This window comes from Microbacterium sp. GbtcB4 (assembly GCF_019091465.1).
Classification (GTDB): domain Bacteria; phylum Actinomycetota; class Actinomycetes; order Actinomycetales; family Microbacteriaceae; genus Microbacterium; species Microbacterium paraoxydans.
In genome coordinates, this window is the sequence record NZ_JAGXJJ010000005.1 from 228,590 (window position 1) to 245,382 (window position 16,793).

The window sequence follows — 16,793 nt, forward strand, 5'->3', positions numbered from 1 at the left end:
GGGGCGGGTATCCTGACAACCATGAGCGCCGCTGTCCCGACTCCGTACGAAGACCTGCTCCGCGACGTGCTCGAGACGGGCACGCACAAGAGCGATCGCACCGGGACCGGGACCACGAGCGTGTTCGGGCGGCAGATCCGCTTCGATCTCGCGCAGGGCTTCCCCCTCATCACCACGAAGCGCGTGCACTTCAAGTCCATCGCGTACGAGCTGCTCTGGTTCCTGCGCGGCGACTCCAACGTCCGCTGGCTGCAGGAGAACGGCGTCTCGATCTGGGACGAGTGGGCGGACGAGGAGGGCGACCTCGGCCCGGTGTACGGCGTCCAGTGGCGGTCCTGGCCGACTCCCGACGGCGGCAGCATCGATCAGCTGACCGAGGTCATCGAGCAGATCCGGCGCTCACCCGACTCGCGGCGCCTGCTCGTCTCCGCCTGGAATCCCGCGGACATCCCGGACATGGCCCTCGCACCGTGCCACGCACTGTTCCAGTTCTACGTCGCCGACGGAAAGCTCTCCTGCCAGCTCTACCAGCGCAGCGCGGACATGTTCCTCGGCGTCCCCTTCAACATCGCCTCCTACGCGCTGCTGACGATGATGATCGCGCAGCAGGTGGGGCTGGAGCCGGGCGACTTCGTGTGGACCGGCGGGGACTGCCACGTCTACGACAACCACGTCGAGCAGGTGCGCGAGCAGCTCACACGAGAGGCCTACCCGTACCCGACGCTGCGGTTCGCGCGGAAGCCGGACTCGATCTTCGACTATCGGTTCGACGACTTCGTCGTCGAGGACTACCAGCACCACGCACCGATCAGGGCGGCGGTGGCGGTATGACCTGGGTGGGGCTCATCTGGGCGGAGGCCGCCGGAGGCGTGATCGGCGCCGAGGGCGGCATGCCCTGGTACGTGCCGGAGGATCTGGCGCACTTCAAGGAGACCACCCAGGGCGCGCCGGTCGTCATGGGGCGCAAGACCTGGGACTCGCTGCCCGAGCGATTCCGTCCCCTGCCCGGTCGCGACAACATCGTCGTGACCCGCCAGCAGGACTGGACGGCGGAGGGCGCCCGCCGTGCGGCCACGGTGTCCGAGGCCGTGCGCGGCCAGGAGAAGGTGTGGATCATCGGCGGTGCGGAGATCTTCCGTCAGGTGATCGCCGACGCCGACCGGCTCGAGGTCACGGAGCTCGACCTCACGGTCGACGGCGACACGTTCGCTCCGCCGAAGACCGGGTGGCGCGTGGTGGACGAGGGGGGCTGGCAGACGTCCCGCACCGGCGTCCGGTATCGCTTCCTGAGGTACGAGCGCTGATGCCCACCGCACTGATCACCGGAGCCAGCGCGGGGCTGGGCGCCGAGTTCGCCCGTCAGCTGGCACGTCGACGCGCCGACCTCGTCCTCGTGGCCCGCTCGGAGGAACCGCTCTCGGCTCTCGCGGGGGAGTTGCGCGGCGAGTGGGGAGTGGCCGTCGAGGTGCTCCCGGCCGATCTGTCCGAGGGGGCCGGCGTCGAGCTCGTCGCGGCTCGGCTCCGTGATCGGGACGACCCGATCGACCTGCTCGTGAACAACGCCGGGTTCGGGCTGCCGTTGCAGTTCGCCGACAACGACATCGAGGACGAGGTGCGGCATCTGCGTGTGCACGTCGAGGCCTCCATGCGCCTGATGCACGCGGCCCTGCAGACCATGCGGGGGCGGGGCGGTCGGATCATCAACGTCGCCTCGGTGGCCGGTTTCATCTCGCGGTCGACGTACTCCGCCTGCAAGGCCTGGCTCATCGATTTCAGCCGATGGGCGAACGCGGCCTACGGTCCGGACGGCGTGAGCGTCACGGCGCTCTGCCCCGGTTTCACGCACACGTCCTTCCACGAGCGGATGGGTCTCGCGGTGGGGGAGGAGGGCGTGCCGCCGTTCCTGTGGCTCGATGCCCGAGACGTCGTGCGCGAGGGGCTCCGCGACGCGGCGCGCGGTAAGGCCGTGTCCATCCCCTCGCTGCGTTACAAGGCCGTCGTCGCCGTGACGAAGGTGCTGCCCCGATCCCTCACTGCGGCTGTCGCGCGTCGGGGCCGGGTCTGACGCTTCCGGTCAGCGGAATCGACCGAGGCGGATCCCTGCGAGAGCGATCGCGGCGATCGTCTCCCCGTCGGTGATCCGACCGTCGGCGATCATCCGGAGGACGTCCCCGAACGCGACCCACTCGACGGTGTCGATGCCCTCTTCCGCGCGGCTGTCGACCGCATCGTCGACGCGCTCGATCTCCCGGGCCAGGAAGACGTGCTCCGTGGCCTCCGCGACGCCGTCGAGCGCGTGCGTGCTGCCGAGGTGCTCCCACCGGTGCGCACGGTACCCGGACTCCTCCCGGAGCTCCCGTTCCGCGGCGGCACGCGGGTCCTCGCCGTCGGTACCGCCGGCAGGGACCTCGACGGACGGTCCCACCGTGTAGCGGTCGACGGTCACCAGGCACACCCGGTCCTCGGCGTCCATCGCGACGATGAACACTGCGGGGTTCTTGACCGTCATCACGCCGTAGACGCCCGGGCCGCCCGGCCCGGTGACGTCGTCCTCACGGACGCGGATCCAGGCGTTCTCGTAGGTCGTGCGCGAGGCGTGCGTGATCCAACCCATGGTGCGAGCCTATGGCCGACAGGGGAGGAGCACGCGGACGCGTCCGCGACAGTGGCATCCGACCCGATACGCTGGACGCATGACGCACTCGGGCAACCCCTTCGGACAGGTTCTCGTCGCGCTCGTCACTCCGATGACGGCCGACGGCGAAGTCGACTGGCCCGCCGTCGAGAAGCACATCGATGACGTGATCACCGCAGGCGCGGACGGCATCGTCGTGACGGGAACGACCGGCGAGACCTCGACCCTGACGGACCCGGAGAAGCTCAAGCTCGTCGAGGTCGGCAAGTCCGTCTCCGCAGGCCGCGCGAAGATCATCACCGGCGGCGGATCGAACGAGACCGCGCACGCCATCGAGCTGTACAAGGCCAGCGAGAAGGCCGGTGCCGACGGCATCATGATCGTCACGCCGTACTACAACAAGCCGACGCAGGCGGGTATCCTCACGCACTTCCGGCTCGTCGCCGATGCGACCGACCTGCCGGTCATCCTGTACGACATCCCCGGGCGGACCGGTGTCCCGATCAAGTACGAGACGATCCTCCGGCTCGCGAAGCACCCGAACATCCTCGCGGTGAAGGACGCCAAGGGCGACTTCTCCGAGGTGAGCCGTGTGCTCAACCAGACCGATCTCATGTACTTCTCCGGTGACGACGCGAACGTGCTGCCGCATCTGTCGATCGGGGCGACCGGCCTCATCGGCGTGACCGCGAACGTCGCCGCCGCTCCGTACCGGACCATCATCGATGCGGTGAACCGGGGCGACCTCGCCACGGCGACGGCCGAGCACAAGCGACTGGAGCCGCTGGTCCGGGCCGTCATGACGCACGTTCCCGGCACGGTCGCCGCGAAGTACATCCTGCACGGGTTGGGTCGCATCTCCAGCCCGCGTGTCCGCCTTCCCCTCGTCGGCCCGGAGGAGTGGGAGGCCGCCCTCATCGAGGACGAGCTCGATCTCGTCAGCGGCGTGCCGGGGGCGGACTTCTCGAACTTCCGGCCCGACCGCAACGCGGCCGCGGGCGGCGCCCTGCCGAAGGTGCACGGCACGACGCGCTGAGCCGCGTCACCATGAACGAACGGACGCGTGGAGTGTCCGACTGAGGAGACAGCATGTCCATTCCCCTGGCCGAACCGTCCGCTCTCGACGAAGGGACGCTCCGGGTCATCCCGATCGGCGGCCTGGGGGAGATCGGTCGCAACATGACCGTGTTCGAGTACGCGGGCAAGATCCTGATCGTGGACTGCGGGGTGCTCTTCCCGGAGGAGCACCAGCCGGGTGTCGACCTGATCCTCCCCGACTTCGAGCCGATCCGCGATCGTCTCGATGACATCGTGGGCGTGGTGCTGACGCACGGGCACGAAGACCACATCGGGGCCGTTCCGTACCTGCTGCGGCTGAAGAGCGACATCCCGCTGATCGGCTCCGGACTCACGCTCGCCCTCGTCGAGGCGAAGCTGAAGGAGCACCGCATCAAGGCCTTCACCTTGACGGTGAAGGAAGGTCAGCAGGAGAAGGTCGGACCGTTCGACCTCGAGTTCGTCGCGGTGAACCACTCCATCCCGGACGCGCTGGCGGTCGCGATCCGCACCCCTGCCGGCATGGCTCTGGCCACCGGCGACTTCAAGATGGACCAGTTGCCCCTGGACGGCCGCATCACCGATCTGCGCGCGTTCTCACGCCTGGGGGAGGAGGGCGTCGATCTCTTCCTCGTCGACTCCACCAACGCCGACGTCCCCGGCTTCACGCCCACGGAGCGCTCCATCGGCCCGGTCCTCGACCAGGTCATCGGCAAGGCTCCGCGGCGCGTGATCGTCGCGAGCTTCTCCAGCCACGTGCACCGCGTGCAGCAGGTCATCGACGCCGCGCACGCGCACGGACGTCGGGTGGCTTTCCTCGGCCGCAGCATGGTCCGCAACATGACGATCGCGGAGCAGCTCGGCTACCTCAAGGTGCCGGCGGGTGTGCTGATCGACTTCAAGAAGGCACGCGACCTCCCGGACGAGCAGATCGTCTACATGTCGACCGGTTCGCAGGGCGAGCCGATGGCCGTGCTGAGCCGGATGGCCAACATGGACCACGCCATCGAGGTGAGCGAGGGCGACACCGTGATCCTGGCGTCGAGCCTCATTCCGGGCAACGAGAATGCCGTCTACCGCGTCATCGACGGGCTCACGAAGCTGGGCGCCAACGTCGTGCACAAGGCCAACGCGCGCGTGCACGTGTCGGGGCACGCCGCGGCCGGCGAGCTGCTCTACTGCTACAACATCCTCAAGCCGAAGAACGTCCTCCCTGTCCACGGGGAGTACCGGCACCTGATCGCCAACGCCAAGCTCGCCCAGGACACCGGGATCCCCGAGCAGAACACGATCATCGCCTCCAACGGCACCGTGATCGACCTGAAAGACGGAGTCGCCCGCGTGGCCGGGCAGCTCGACCTCGGGTTCGTCTACGTCGACGGCTCGACCGTCGGCGAGATCACCGACGCCGACCTCAAGGACCGCCGCATCCTCGGTGAGGAGGGGTTCATCTCGGTCATCGTCGTGGTGGACGCCGCCACCGGGCGCATCATCTCCGGTCCGGAGATCCATGCCCGCGGTGTGGCCGAGGACGACGCGGTCTTCGACGACGTCGCTCCGAAGATCGTCGCCGCCCTGAAGGAGGCGTCCGGCAACGGCGTGCGCGACACGCACGCGCTGTCGCAGGTGGTGCGTCGCACGATCGGCCGCTGGGTGAACCAGAAGCTGCGTCGTCGTCCGATGATCGTCCCTCTCGTCATCGAGGCCTGACCCTCGGATCGCGGCGCGCCCTCGCGCGCCGTGATCGTCGATTTCCGCGTGGTGACGCGGAGATGTCGGTCTCGGGTCGTACCGTGGAGGCATGGCCAGGAGCAGCACCAAGACCGAGCGCGCCTCGACGAGCGCCCCGTCGCGCCCCAAGCGGCAGGCGGCTCCGAAGGCGCAGTCCGCTCCGAAGAAGTACATCGACGAGGCGGACAAGCCGCCCGTCGCCGCGCGCGCCTGGAACGGGCTCGCGCACGGCGTCGGCGGACTCTTCCGGGCCTTCGGGCCGGAGACGCTGCAGAAGGACGACCGCAGAGACGGCTTCCCGTTCCTGCTGGTGATCCTGGCGGCGCTCGGCGCCGTCAACGAGTGGTTCTTCATCGGCAACGAGGTCGCGGCGAACATCAGCGCCTACTCGGTGGGGCTCTTCGTCGGTCGGGTGGCCTTCATCATGCCGGTGCTGCTGCTCCTCCTGGCGGGATGGCTCTTCCGGCACCCGTCGTCCGTGCATGACAACGGACGCATCGGCATCGGCTTCGGGATGTTCGTGCTCGCTCTGGCGGGCATCTTCCACGTCGCCGGCCCTCGCCCCCACCCGAATCAGGGCATGCCCGCGCTGAGCGAGTCGGGTGGTCTGCTCGGATGGCTCGTGGGTCAGCCCCTGACGTACCTGACCGACATCCCGGCCTACATCATCCTCGGGCTGCTCGCCGCCCTGAGCATCCTCATCCTCACGAAGACCCCGCCGAACCGCATCGGTGCGCGCCTGGGAGACCTCTACGCGTGGATGTTCGACGCCGAGCGCCCGCAGAAGCCGGCGAAGGACGCTGCGGACGCGGTCGACGAGGCGGACAAGGTCGACGATCCGGACGTCCTGCCCTGGTGGCGGCGCAACAAGACCGGTCGCGAGGAAGACCCCGACGAGGGGACTCTCGCCTCGGACGACATCACCGCGCTGTTGTCCACGACCGAGGCCACCCCGGCGTACGACCAGGCCGTGACGGTGGCGAACCCGTACGACGCGGCGACCGAAGTGCTCAGCGACGTGCGCTCGGTGACCGACGCGCTGGCGGAGCAGCAGACGACCGCGCTGCTGGACGATGAGTCCGACACCGGCGAGATGCCGGAGCTCCCCGGACTCGACGGCTTCGGCACGGAGGGCCCGGGCGACCGCGGCCCGCAGGCGCCGGTGGCCCCGTACATCCTTCCGTCGCCGGGCGTGCTGTCCGAGGGTCCGCCCTCGGTCGCGCGGTCCGAGGCGAACGACCGCATCGTCGAGCAGATCACGAGCGTCCTCGACCAGTTCAAGGTCGACGCCAAGGTCACCGGGTTCTCCCGTGGTCCGACGGTCACGCAGTACGAGGTCGAGGTCGGCCACGGCGTCAAGGTCGAGAAGATCCTCCAGCTCAGCAACAACTTCGCCTACGCGGTCGCCTCCAACGACGTCCGCATCCTCTCGCCGATCCCCGGCAAGAGCGCGATCGGCATCGAGATCCCGAACACCGACCGCGAGACGGTCGCCCTCGGCGACGTGCTGCGTTCCGCGGCCGCGCAGAAGAGCACGCACCCGCTCACGATCGGCGTCGGCAAGGACGTCGGCGGCAACTTCGTCGTCGCCAACCTCGCGAAGATGCCGCACCTCCTGGTGGCGGGCTCGACGGGGTCCGGAAAGTCCAGCTTCGTGAACTCGATGATCACGAGCCTCCTCATGCGGGCGCGCCCGTCCGACGTGCGCATGGTCCTCATCGACCCGAAGCGTGTCGAGCTGACGAGCTACGCCGGTGTCCCGCACCTGATCACTCCCATCATCACGAACCCGAAGAAGGCCGCCGAGGCGCTGCAATGGGTCGTGAAGGAGATGGACATGCGGTACGACGACCTCGCGTCGTTCGGCTTCCGCCACATCGACGACTTCAACCGCGCCGTGCGTGCCGGGGAGGTGGAGGTGCCCCCGGGCAGCGAACGGGTTCTCAAGCCGTACCCGTACCTCCTCGTCGTCGTCGACGAGCTCGCGGACCTCATGATGGTCGCCCCGCGCGACGTCGAGGACTCGATCGTCCGCATCACGCAGCTCGCTCGCGCCTCCGGTATCCACCTGGTGCTCGCCACGCAGCGCCCGAGCGTCGACGTCGTCACGGGCCTCATCAAGGCGAACGTGCCGTCCCGTCTCGCGTTCGCGGTCACGAGCGTCACCGACAGCCGCGTGATCCTCGACAGCCCCGGCGCCGACAAGCTCATCGGCCAGGGTGACGCGCTCTTCTCGCCCATGGGCTCGTCGAAGCCGTTCCGACTGCAGGGTGCGTGGGTCGACGAGAAGGAGATCGACGCGGTCGTCAAGCACGTCACGCGTCAGGCGCGTCCCGAGTACCGTGCCGACGTCCAGGAGGCGATGGAGCCGGCGAAGAAGAAGGAGGTCGACGAGGACATCGGCGACGACCTCGAGCTCCTGCTCGCGGCGGCCGAGCTCATCGTCTCCTCGCAGTTCGGATCCACGTCGATGCTGCAGCGCAAGCTGCGGGTCGGCTTCGCCAAGGCCGGACGCCTGATGGATCTCCTCGAGTCCCGTGAAGTCGTCGGCCCCTCGGAGGGCTCGAAGGCGCGCGATGTGCTCGCGACCCCCGAGCAGTTGCCGCAGGTCATGGCGAAGCTCCGCGGCGAAGACGTTCCGTCGGCTCCGGCGGCTCCGGCTGCGCCCGCCGCCTCGGCGGTGCCGCTGGCCGAACGGGATCCGTTGGAGGCGCAGTACGACGGCCTGCCGGTCGTCGAAGCGGAGGGCGACGAAGACGCCTGGGGTCTGACGGGACGCGACTGATGGCGATCCCTCGGCAGCTCCCCAACGCCATCACAGTGGCGCGCATCCCGCTCGCCGTGGTGTTCTTCGTCCTCCTGCTCGTCGGCGGGACGTACGGCCTCGCCGATCTCACCGTGCGCTGGATCGCTGCCGTCCTCTTCATCGTCGCCATCTCGACCGACTGGGTCGACGGCTACCTCGCACGTCGCTACGACATCGTCAGCGACTTCGGCAAGCTCTGGGACCCGATCGCGGACAAGCTCCTCACCGGCGCCGGATTCGTCGGGTTGGCGATCCTGGGCGAGGTCTCCTGGTGGATCGTCGTGATCATCCTCGTCCGCGAGTGGGGGATCACCATCCATCGTCTGGTCGTCGCGAGCGAGCACGTTGTCGCAGCCGCCTGGATGGGCAAGATCAAGACGGCCTTCCAGGGCGTCGCCCTCGGCTGGGCTCTCCTGCCGCTGCACGTGTTCATCGGGCTCGGCCCGTGGACGGTCGTGACGACCGTCCTCATGGTCATCGTGCTCGTGCTCACCGTCGTCAGCGGGATCGACTACATCGTCGCGCAGGTGCGCGGCGCGCGTCAGAGCCGATGAGCGGCACGACGCCGGCCGAGGCTCTGGACGCTCTGCGTGAGCGAGGCTGGACCCTCGGTGTGGCGGAGTCGCTCACCGGCGGTGCGGTGTGCGCGGCGCTCGTCGCGGTTCCCGGCGCCTCCGCGGTGCTCCTCGGCGGCGTCGTCGCCTACGCCACGCCCGTCAAGCACACGCTGCTCGGCGTCGACACCGACCTGCTGGAGCGATACGGGCCGGTGCACCCGGAGGTCGCGCGGCAGATGGCTGCCGGAGTGCGCGACGCCGTCGCGGTGGATGGTCTCCCCGCCGATGTCGGGGTGTCCACCACGGGGATCGCGGGCCCGGAGTCCCCGGATGGGCAGCCCGTGGGTACCGTCCACATCGGCGTGGTCACCCCGACGGTGAGTCGGACCCTACCGTTCCACTTCGAGGGGGACCGCGACGCGGTGCGAGCACAGACGGTCGCGGCGGTCCTCGATGTGCTGGCCGCTGCGCTGCGGGAATAGCGACCCCCCGCGTCATGTTGATATGGATGTGCTCACATTCAAACCACAGAGTGCAAGGGTAGATTCTGTGCAAGCCAGGAGGACTAGACTGGCCGTCTCTTCGAGGGAGACCTCGATTCACGAACTGCGGAGGAGGTTCCGATGATTCTTGTACGACAGGAGATCGGCGACGTGCTGAGGGACTTCCGTCTGCAGAAGGGGCGGACGCTCCGGCAGGTCGCGAGCAAGGCATCCGTCGCTCTCGGTTACCTCAGTGAGGTCGAGCGCGGACAGAAGGAGGCATCGAGCGAGATTCTCGCCTCGGTGGCAGAGGCGCTCGACGTCCCCATCTCCACGATCATGCGCGAGGTCGGGGACCGCATCTCGGTGCTCGAAGGCATCCAGGTCTTCCCGGACGTCGTTCCGGACGACCTGGTCGCATCCGTGGAGCCCGAGCTCTCGCTCCGCTGACACTCGGAGAGCACCTTTATGCGACGCAGTGAGTTCCTGCGCGCCGTCGACGCCGAGTTCCATGCCCGAGCCTCTTCTCTGGTGAACGACCTCGTGCTCTCCGGCATGGGGGGACGAACGGCGCTCGAGGCTCTTGAAGCCGGCGTACCTCCGCGCGACATCTGGCTCGCGCTCTGCGCCGACATGGATGTCCCGGAATCCCGTCGCCACGGCGTGGGACGTCTGGAGCCGCGCGGCCGATGACGGCGGCTTCCCGGGTGTGCGGAAGTCCGACACGCCGGACCGGCGTGTTGTCGAAAATCTGTTCGAACCGGGCGTAGTCTTCTGCACAAGTGGTCAGACGGTTCTGATCCCCACGATCCGTGGCTCCTCGACGCAATGTCGGAGGCCCGCCGTACCGTGAGGTCCAGGCTGAAAAGCCATACGCCTTGTCGGAGAGTTCCTTCCGCCGGAAGAGCCGCGACAGCCTACAGGCGGCAGCACACGCGCAGAAGGAGCACACCATGCCATCACCCGCCGACCGCGAGAAGTCCCTCGAGACTGCCCTCGCCCAGATCGACCGCCAGTTCGGAAAGGGCTCGGTCATGCGACTGGGCAGCGATGAGCGTGCCCCTGTGGCCGTCATCCCCACCGGCTCCATCGCCCTCGACGTCGCCCTCGGCGTGGGAGGTCTGCCGCGTGGCCGCATCGTCGAGATCTACGGCCCGGAGTCCTCGGGTAAGACGACGCTGACGCTGCACGCCATCGCCAACGCCCAGCGGGCCGGCGGTATCGCGGCATTCATCGACGCGGAGCACGCGCTCGACCCCGACTACGCCGCGAAGCTCGGCGTCGACATCGATGCCCTTCTCGTCTCGCAGCCCGACACGGGTGAGCAGGCTCTCGAGATCGCCGACATGCTCGTGCGCTCCGGTGCCATCGACCTCATCGTCGTCGACTCGGTGGCGGCCCTGGTGCCGCGTGCGGAGATCGAGGGCGAGATGGGTGACTCCCACGTGGGCCTCCAGGCCCGCCTCATGTCGCAGGCGCTGCGGAAGCTCACCGGTGGTCTGAACCAGACGAACACGACGATGATCTTCATCAACCAGCTGCGCGAGAAGATCGGCGTGTTCTTCGGCTCCCCGGAGACCACGGCCGGTGGTAAGGCGCTGAAGTTCTACGCCTCCGTGCGTATGGACATCCGCCGCATCGAGACGCTCAAGGACGGCACGGACGCTGTGGGTAACCGCACTCGCGTCAAGATCGTCAAGAACAAGATGGCCCCGCCCTTCAAGCAGGCGGAGTTCGACATCCTCTACGGCGTCGGCATCTCCCGCGAGGGCAGCCTGATCGACTTCGGCGTCGAGCACGGCATCGTCAAGAAGTCGGGATCGTGGTACACCTACGACGGCGATCAGCTCGGCCAGGGCAAGGAGAACGCGCGGACGTTCCTGCTCAACAACGCCGACATCGCCTTGGCGATCGAGAGTCAGATCAAGCAGAAGCTCGGTATCGGCGGCCCGGCCGCGGCTCCGGGTTCTGATGAGCTGGCCGAGCGTCGCCCGGCCTGATGAGTGACCAGCGTGGGGGCGATTCCAAGCGGATCGCCCCCATCATCCCTCTCTTCGGCGGACCCGCGCGTGCGGAGCGTCCGGCCGATGGCGGTGCGGACGACTCGTCATCCGCACCGCCTGCGGGGTCGGGGCCGACCGCGGACGCGGCGCGACTCTGGCGCTCGACGTGGCACGAGCCCTCGTCGGCAGGGTCCCCGTCGGTCGACGACGGTTCTCCCAGCGCGCGGCACCCCGCCCGGGGTGCCGCGGCGCGGGCCGCTTCCCGGGGCGGGAAGACGACCACGTTGCGCGCCGTCGGCGATACGTCCCGATCGACCGGAGGGGGAGAGGGCCCGGAGCACGGCCCCTCGGCGGCGGAGATCCGAGTGACGGCGGAGGAGTCGTTGGTGCGGAAGCTCCGCACGCGGTCGCTGTCCGTCTCCGAGGCCCGGCTGGTGTTGAGAGGACACGGGCTCGCGACGGACGCCATCGAAGACGTGATCGACGACTTCGTACGGCGCGGATACCTGGACGACGCCGTGCTCGCGGAGCTCCTCGTCACGTCCGGCGTCGAACGCAAGGGCCAGGGGAGGGTCGCGCTGTCCCGAGCGCTCGCGCAGCGGGGCATTCCTCGTGAGGTCATCGACGCCGCGCTCGACGAGCTGCCCGACGACGATGCGGAGCGGGCACTGGAGTTCGCCCGGACCAAAGCGCGTTCGATGGGACGCCTCGACCCCGACGCGGCGCTCCGACGGTTGGTCGGGCAGCTGTCGCGCCGCGGGTACGGGGGATCGGTCGCCATGAACGCGGCGAAGACGGCACTGCGGGAAGCCTCGTTCGGCGGTGGTGTCTCCGGCGTCCGGTTCGTGGATTCCGACTGACGGTCCGCACGCGATCGGCTCTCGGTGACGCTCGTACAATGGGAGCATCATGACTATCCCCCGCAGTGAACCGACGATCATCAGCGCGTCGTCGGCGGCCGTCGACGATGACGGGCGCCAGCGATCCTACGAAGTGCGCACCTTCGGCTGCCAGATGAACGTCCACGACTCCGAGCGTCTGTCCGGATCCCTGGAGAGCGCCGGCTACATCCGTGCCGAGGCCGGAGCCGAGGCCGACGTGGTGATCATCAACACCTGCGCCGTCCGGGACAACGCCGCCGGGAAGCTCTACGGCACTCTCGGGCATCTGGCCGCCGTCAAGCGACGTAAGGCCGGGATGCAGATCGCCGTCGGTGGCTGCCTCGCGCAGATGGACAAGCAGGCCGTGCTCGACAAGGCTCCCTGGGTCGACGTGGTGTTCGGCACACACAACATGGGGTCCTTGCCCGGTCTCCTGGAGCGCGCGCGCCACAACGGCGATGCCGAACTCGAGATCCTCGAGTCCCTCGAGGTCTTCCCGTCGACGCTTCCCACCAAGCGCGACTCGGCGCACAGCGGCTGGGTGTCGATCTCCGTCGGCTGCAACAACACCTGCACCTTCTGCATCGTCCCGAGCCTCCGGGGCAAGGAGAAGGACCGTCGGCCGGGCGACATCCTCAACGAGATCCGCCTGCTGGTGGAGGACGGCGCCATCGAGGTGACGCTCCTCGGGCAGAACGTGAACTCGTACGGGGTGGAGTTCGGGGATCGTCAGGCGTTCGGCAAGCTCCTCCGCGCCGCCGGCGAGATCGAGGGACTCGAGCGCATCCGCTTCACGAGCCCGCATCCCGCCGCCTTCACGGACGACGTGATCGACGCGATGGCGGAGACGCCCGCCGTCATGCCGCAGCTCCACATGCCGCTGCAGTCGGGGAGCGACCGGATCCTCAAGGCGATGCGCCGCTCCTATCGCAGCGAGCGCTTCCTGGGCATCCTGGACCGCGTCCGCGAGCGCATCCCGCACGCGGCCATCACGACCGACATCATCGTCGGCTTCCCCGGCGAGACCGAGGAGGACTTCGAGGACACGATGCGCGTCGTCGAACAGTCGCGCTTCTCCGGAGCGTTCACCTTCCAGTACTCGATCCGCGAAGGCACCCCTGCGGCCACGATGCCCGACCAGGTACCCAAGGACGTCGTGCAGGCCCGCTACGACCGGCTGATCGCGCTCCAGGAGCGCATCTCGCTCGAGGAGAACCAGAAGCAGGTCGGCCGGGAGGTCGAGGTTCTCGTGTCCACGGGCGAAGGCAAGAAGGACACGGAGACGCGTCGCCTCACCGGGCGGGCGCAGGACAACCGGCTCGTGCACTTCGAGGTCACTCCCGGGTCCGAGCTGCCGCGCCCCGGAGATGTCGTCACGGTGACGGTGACGCACGCCGCGCCGTTCCACCTCCTCGCCGACGACCCGACGGGTGCCCCGCTCCGCACCCGCCGGACGCGTGGTGGCGATGCGTGGGATCGGGGACAGGCCGAGTCGTGCGCCGTGCCGGCACCGAGCGACGGCGCTCCGCGCGCCGTCTCCCTCGGCCTGCCGACCCTCCGCGTCGGAGTGTGACCGCGCCTCGGCTCTGGGCCGTCGTCGGTGCGACCGGCACGGGGAAGAGCGATCTGGCGCTCGATCTCGCTGGGGAGCTCCGGCGTCGCGGCAACCCGGCGGAGATCGTCAACGCCGACGCCATGCAGCTCTACCGCGGCATGGACATCGGTACCGCAAAGCTGTCGGTCGCCGAACGTCGCGGCATTCCGCACCACCTCTTCGACGTGCGAGAGGTGACGCAGGACGCCGCCGTGGCCTGGTATCAGCCGCTCGCGCGTAACGCCGTGCAGCGGATCCACGCGGCGGGAGGAGACGCGATCCTCGTCGGTGGATCCGGACTCTACGTGTCGAGCGTCGTCTACGAGTTCCACTTCCCGCCCCGAGACCCCGCCATCCGCGAGCGTCTCGAGCAGGAGCTCGATCGCGAGGGCGTCGAGTCCCTGCTTCAGCGGTTGCGTGCGCGCGATCCGGAAGCCGCGGCCCGAGTGGACCCGCGCAACGGGAGACGCGTGATCCGCGCGCTCGAGATCATCGAGCAGGGGAGCGCGACGCATGGTGCCGCTCTCCCGGCGACCCCGACGCTCTGGCACCCGCACACGCGTCTGATTGGCCTGCAGGTGGATCGGGCCGAACTCGTCGCCCGTCTCGATGCGCGCGTGCGTCGGATGTGGGAGCACGGCCTGGTGGCAGAGGTCGCCGGGCTGCGGGACCGCGGTCTGGAGCGGGGGACGACAGCCCCGCGGGCGATCGGATACGCGCAGGCGCTCGCACAGCTGGACGGACGCTCCACCGCCGAGGAGGCGATCGCCGAGACGCAGGCACTCACGCGGCGCTACGCACGACGGCAGGTGTCGTGGTTCAAGCGCTACCCGGAGCTGGAGTGGGTGACGCCACCCGTGGCCGTCGCCGACCTGCTGGGGGACTGACCGCGATGTCGGCGGCCCGTGCGAGCATGCGCGTATGGCCACTCACTACTTCACCGCGTCCAGCCTGGACGGCTTCATCGCCACTGCCGAGCATTCCCTGGACTGGCTGCTGAGCCAGGACATCGACATGGACGGTCCGATGGCGTACCCCGGCTTTGAGAAGAGCATCGGCGCGCTGGTGATGGGGGCATCCACGTTCGAGTGGGTCATGCGCCATGAGGAGGGCCGCTGGACGTACACTCAGCCCACGTGGGTGCTGTCGCATCGTGATCTCGCGGTGCCGGAGGGGGCTGATGTCCGCGTGACGAGTGCCGACATCCTCGACGTGCACAGCGCGATGCTCGACGCGGCGGGTGGCAAGGATCTGTGGGTGGTCGGCGGGGGAGACCTCGCCGGGCAGTTCGCCGACGCGGGGCTGCTGGACGAGTTCTGGGTGCAGTACGCACCGGTGACCCTCGGGAGCGGCGCCCCGCTGTTGCCGCGGCGACTCGATCTGGAACTGATCGAGGTGGCCCGCAACCGCAGCTTCCTCTGCGGGCGCTATCGCGTCGCACGGCCGGGCGCAGGGGCCTCGGCTCCCTAGACTGGTCCCATGGTCGCATTCACCAAGGGGCACGGTACCGGCAACGACTTCATCATCATCGCCGACCCCGAAGGGCAGCTGGAGTTGACGGCGGAGCAGGTCGCCGTGCTCTGCGATCGTCACTTCGGCATCGGCGCGGACGGCGTGCTGCGCGTCGTGCGCTCATCCGCGATCCCGGAGGGCGCAACGGCCCTGGCGGAAGAGCCGGATGCCGAGTGGTTCATGGACTACCGCAACGCGGACGGTTCCGTGGCCGAGATGTGCGGCAACGGGATCCGCGTCTTCGCCCACTACCTCGTCCGCTCCGGTCTTGCGTCGATCGAGCCCGGCAGCACGCTTCCGATCGGCACCAGAGCGGGCGTCCGTGACGTCACACGCAGTGTGAGCGGCTATCAGGTCGACCTCGGCGCGTGGAAGCTGTCGGGAGACGACCCGCTGGTGCGCGCGGACGGGCTGAGCGTCACCCGTCCGGGACTGGGTATCGACGTCGGGAACCCGCACGTCGTGGTGGCGCTTGCCTCGGACGCGGAGCTCGGACTGCTGGAACTCACCCGCACGCCCGAGCTGGAGCCGGCCCCGCCCGCGGGAGCCAACGTCGAGTTCGTGGTGCCCGGCGAGCCCCTCGTGCGCGACGGCATCGGGCACGTGCGGATGCGCGTCTTCGAGCGCGGCGTCGGCGAGACGCTGAGCTGCGGGACGGGCGTCGCCGCCACGGCTCTCGCTGTGCGCTACTGGGCCGGCGCTCAGGCCCCCGACAACTGGCAGGTCGAGGTTCCCGGTGGCACGCTCGGCGTGCGCATGTTCCCCGCCGAAGACGGGGAGCACGTCGCACTGTCCGGGCCTGCGCAGCTCGTCTATCAGGGTGAGGTCGATCTCGTCTGAGGCCGCGGGGCGGACCTCTCAGACGATGTCGATGGGCTCCGTCGGCGGTGTTCCGTGCTTGCGCACCTTGAGGATGCGGTAGCCCTTGCCGGTCGCCGTCCGGAAGACGCTGTAACCGGGCTGGAAGGTCGCCGCGATCCAGCGCTGCAGGGAGTCGGCGCCGAGGTTCCGCTGCACGACGAGCCATGCATCGCTGCGCTCGTCGAGCCTCGGGATCCACTTCTCCAGCAGACCGTGCAGCTCGTTCTTCCCCACCCGGATCGGGGGATTGGATCTGATCGTGCGGAAGGTCACGTCGGCGGGAACATCTTCGGGCAGTGTGGCGTTGACATTGGTGAGGCCGAGGGCTGCGGCGTTGCGACGCACGAGGTCCAGAGCCCGCTCGTTCACATCGACCGCCCAGACGGTCGCGTGCGGTGCGGCCAGCGCCATCGACAGGGAGATGGGACCCCACCCGCTGCCGAGGTCGAGAAGATGACCTCCGGGAGGAACGGGAGGCATGTTGGCGAGAAGCACTGCGGTGCCGGCGTCGAGTCGATCCGGGCTGAAGACACCACCCGCGGTGGTCACTTCGAGCTCACGTCCTGCCAGGGATACGCGGATCTTGCGCAGGTTCTCGGGGCTAGCCGGGGCCGCAGTGAAGTAGTGGTCGGACCCCATACGGTGAGCGTACCGGACGGCGCGGGCTAAGGTTAA

18 protein-coding genes are annotated in these 16,793 nt (G+C 68.8%); 16 read left to right on the forward strand and 2 right to left on the reverse strand.

Features of this window, described 5'->3' with window-relative positions:
• Positions 1-21: 21 nt before the first annotated feature.
• Genes KVS71_RS10405 through KVS71_RS10415 form a run of 3 tightly spaced genes read left to right on the forward strand, consistent with a single transcriptional unit; the run spans position 22 to position 2,065 of the window.
• Positions 22-831 (forward strand): thymidylate synthase, encoded by an 810-nt coding sequence (locus KVS71_RS10405; protein WP_060921080.1) that lies wholly within the window; start codon positions 22-24, stop codon positions 829-831.
• Positions 828-1,304, forward strand: a complete 477-nt coding sequence (locus tag KVS71_RS10410) for a dihydrofolate reductase (protein ID WP_144880971.1) — start codon at positions 828-830, stop codon at positions 1,302-1,304. The genes KVS71_RS10405 and KVS71_RS10410 overlap by 4 nt, the downstream gene beginning before the upstream one ends.
• The gene (locus tag KVS71_RS10415; RefSeq protein WP_217584485.1) at positions 1,304-2,065 is read left to right on the forward strand and encodes an SDR family oxidoreductase; all 762 of its coding nucleotides are present in this window, start codon (positions 1,304-1,306) and stop codon (positions 2,063-2,065) included. The genes KVS71_RS10410 and KVS71_RS10415 overlap by 1 nt, the downstream gene beginning before the upstream one ends.
• A 9-nt stretch (positions 2,066-2,074) precedes the next feature.
• Here KVS71_RS10415 and KVS71_RS10420 read toward each other — a convergent pair whose 3' ends face one another.
• A complete protein-coding gene (locus KVS71_RS10420) occupies positions 2,075-2,614 on the reverse strand; it encodes an NUDIX hydrolase (RefSeq protein ID WP_217584486.1) in 540 nt (179 codons plus the stop codon).
• A gap of 79 nt (positions 2,615-2,693) precedes the next feature.
• On the opposite strand from KVS71_RS10420, the gene dapA reads away from it, so the two are divergent.
• From dapA to dapF, 13 genes are all read left to right on the forward strand, one after another.
• A complete protein-coding gene (gene dapA / locus KVS71_RS10425) occupies positions 2,694-3,671 on the forward strand; it encodes a 4-hydroxy-tetrahydrodipicolinate synthase (protein WP_025103222.1) in 978 nt (325 codons plus the stop codon).
• Positions 3,672-3,724: 53 nt separating this feature from the next.
• On the forward strand, positions 3,725-5,401 hold the full coding sequence (locus KVS71_RS10430) for a ribonuclease J (protein WP_105949656.1): 1,677 nt from the start codon (positions 3,725-3,727) through the stop codon (positions 5,399-5,401).
• A 91-nt stretch (positions 5,402-5,492) separates the two neighbouring features.
• On the forward strand, positions 5,493-8,207 hold the full coding sequence (locus KVS71_RS10435; protein WP_217584487.1) for a DNA translocase FtsK: 2,715 nt from the start codon (positions 5,493-5,495) through the stop codon (positions 8,205-8,207).
• Positions 8,207-8,782, forward strand: a complete 576-nt coding sequence (pgsA, locus tag KVS71_RS10440) for a CDP-diacylglycerol--glycerol-3-phosphate 3-phosphatidyltransferase (RefSeq protein WP_025103225.1) — start codon at positions 8,207-8,209, stop codon at positions 8,780-8,782. The genes KVS71_RS10435 and pgsA overlap by 1 nt, the downstream gene beginning before the upstream one ends.
• On the forward strand, positions 8,779-9,267 hold the full coding sequence (locus KVS71_RS10445; protein ID WP_217584488.1) for a CinA family protein: 489 nt from the start codon (positions 8,779-8,781) through the stop codon (positions 9,265-9,267). The genes pgsA and KVS71_RS10445 overlap by 4 nt, the downstream gene beginning before the upstream one ends.
• Before the next feature lie 141 nt (positions 9,268-9,408).
• Positions 9,409-9,717 (forward strand): helix-turn-helix domain-containing protein, encoded by a 309-nt coding sequence (locus KVS71_RS10450; RefSeq protein ID WP_025103227.1) that lies wholly within the window; start codon positions 9,409-9,411, stop codon positions 9,715-9,717.
• Positions 9,718-9,735: 18 nt separating this feature from the next.
• A complete protein-coding gene (locus tag KVS71_RS10455; RefSeq protein WP_060921072.1) occupies positions 9,736-9,960 on the forward strand; it encodes a DUF3046 domain-containing protein in 225 nt (74 codons plus the stop codon).
• Positions 9,961-10,220: 260 nt separating this feature from the next.
• Positions 10,221-11,267, forward strand: a complete 1,047-nt coding sequence (recA, locus tag KVS71_RS10460) for a recombinase RecA (protein ID WP_060921071.1) — start codon at positions 10,221-10,223, stop codon at positions 11,265-11,267.
• Positions 11,267-12,130, forward strand: coding sequence for a regulatory protein RecX (locus KVS71_RS10465; protein ID WP_144880975.1), 864 nt, complete (start codon positions 11,267-11,269; stop codon positions 12,128-12,130). Before recA ends, KVS71_RS10465 begins: the two co-directional genes overlap by 1 nt.
• 49 nt (positions 12,131-12,179) lie before the next feature.
• Positions 12,180-13,724 (forward strand): tRNA (N6-isopentenyl adenosine(37)-C2)-methylthiotransferase MiaB, encoded by a 1,545-nt coding sequence (gene miaB / locus KVS71_RS10470; RefSeq protein WP_217584489.1) that lies wholly within the window; start codon positions 12,180-12,182, stop codon positions 13,722-13,724.
• On the forward strand, positions 13,721-14,632 hold the full coding sequence (gene miaA / locus KVS71_RS10475; RefSeq protein WP_060921068.1) for a tRNA (adenosine(37)-N6)-dimethylallyltransferase MiaA: 912 nt from the start codon (positions 13,721-13,723) through the stop codon (positions 14,630-14,632). Before miaB ends, miaA begins: the two co-directional genes overlap by 4 nt.
• Before the next feature lie 34 nt (positions 14,633-14,666).
• Complete coding sequence (locus tag KVS71_RS10480) at positions 14,667-15,215, forward strand: dihydrofolate reductase family protein (RefSeq protein ID WP_060921067.1); 549 nt, start codon at positions 14,667-14,669, stop codon at positions 15,213-15,215.
• Between the two features lie 9 nt (positions 15,216-15,224).
• Positions 15,225-16,097 (forward strand): diaminopimelate epimerase, encoded by an 873-nt coding sequence (gene dapF / locus KVS71_RS10485; RefSeq protein ID WP_217584490.1) that lies wholly within the window; start codon positions 15,225-15,227, stop codon positions 16,095-16,097.
• A gap of 18 nt (positions 16,098-16,115) precedes the next feature.
• Here the strand turns inward: dapF and KVS71_RS10490 are convergent, their stop codons facing one another.
• A complete protein-coding gene (locus KVS71_RS10490) occupies positions 16,116-16,757 on the reverse strand; it encodes a class I SAM-dependent methyltransferase (RefSeq protein WP_217584491.1) in 642 nt (213 codons plus the stop codon).
• Positions 16,758-16,793 lie beyond the last annotated feature (36 nt).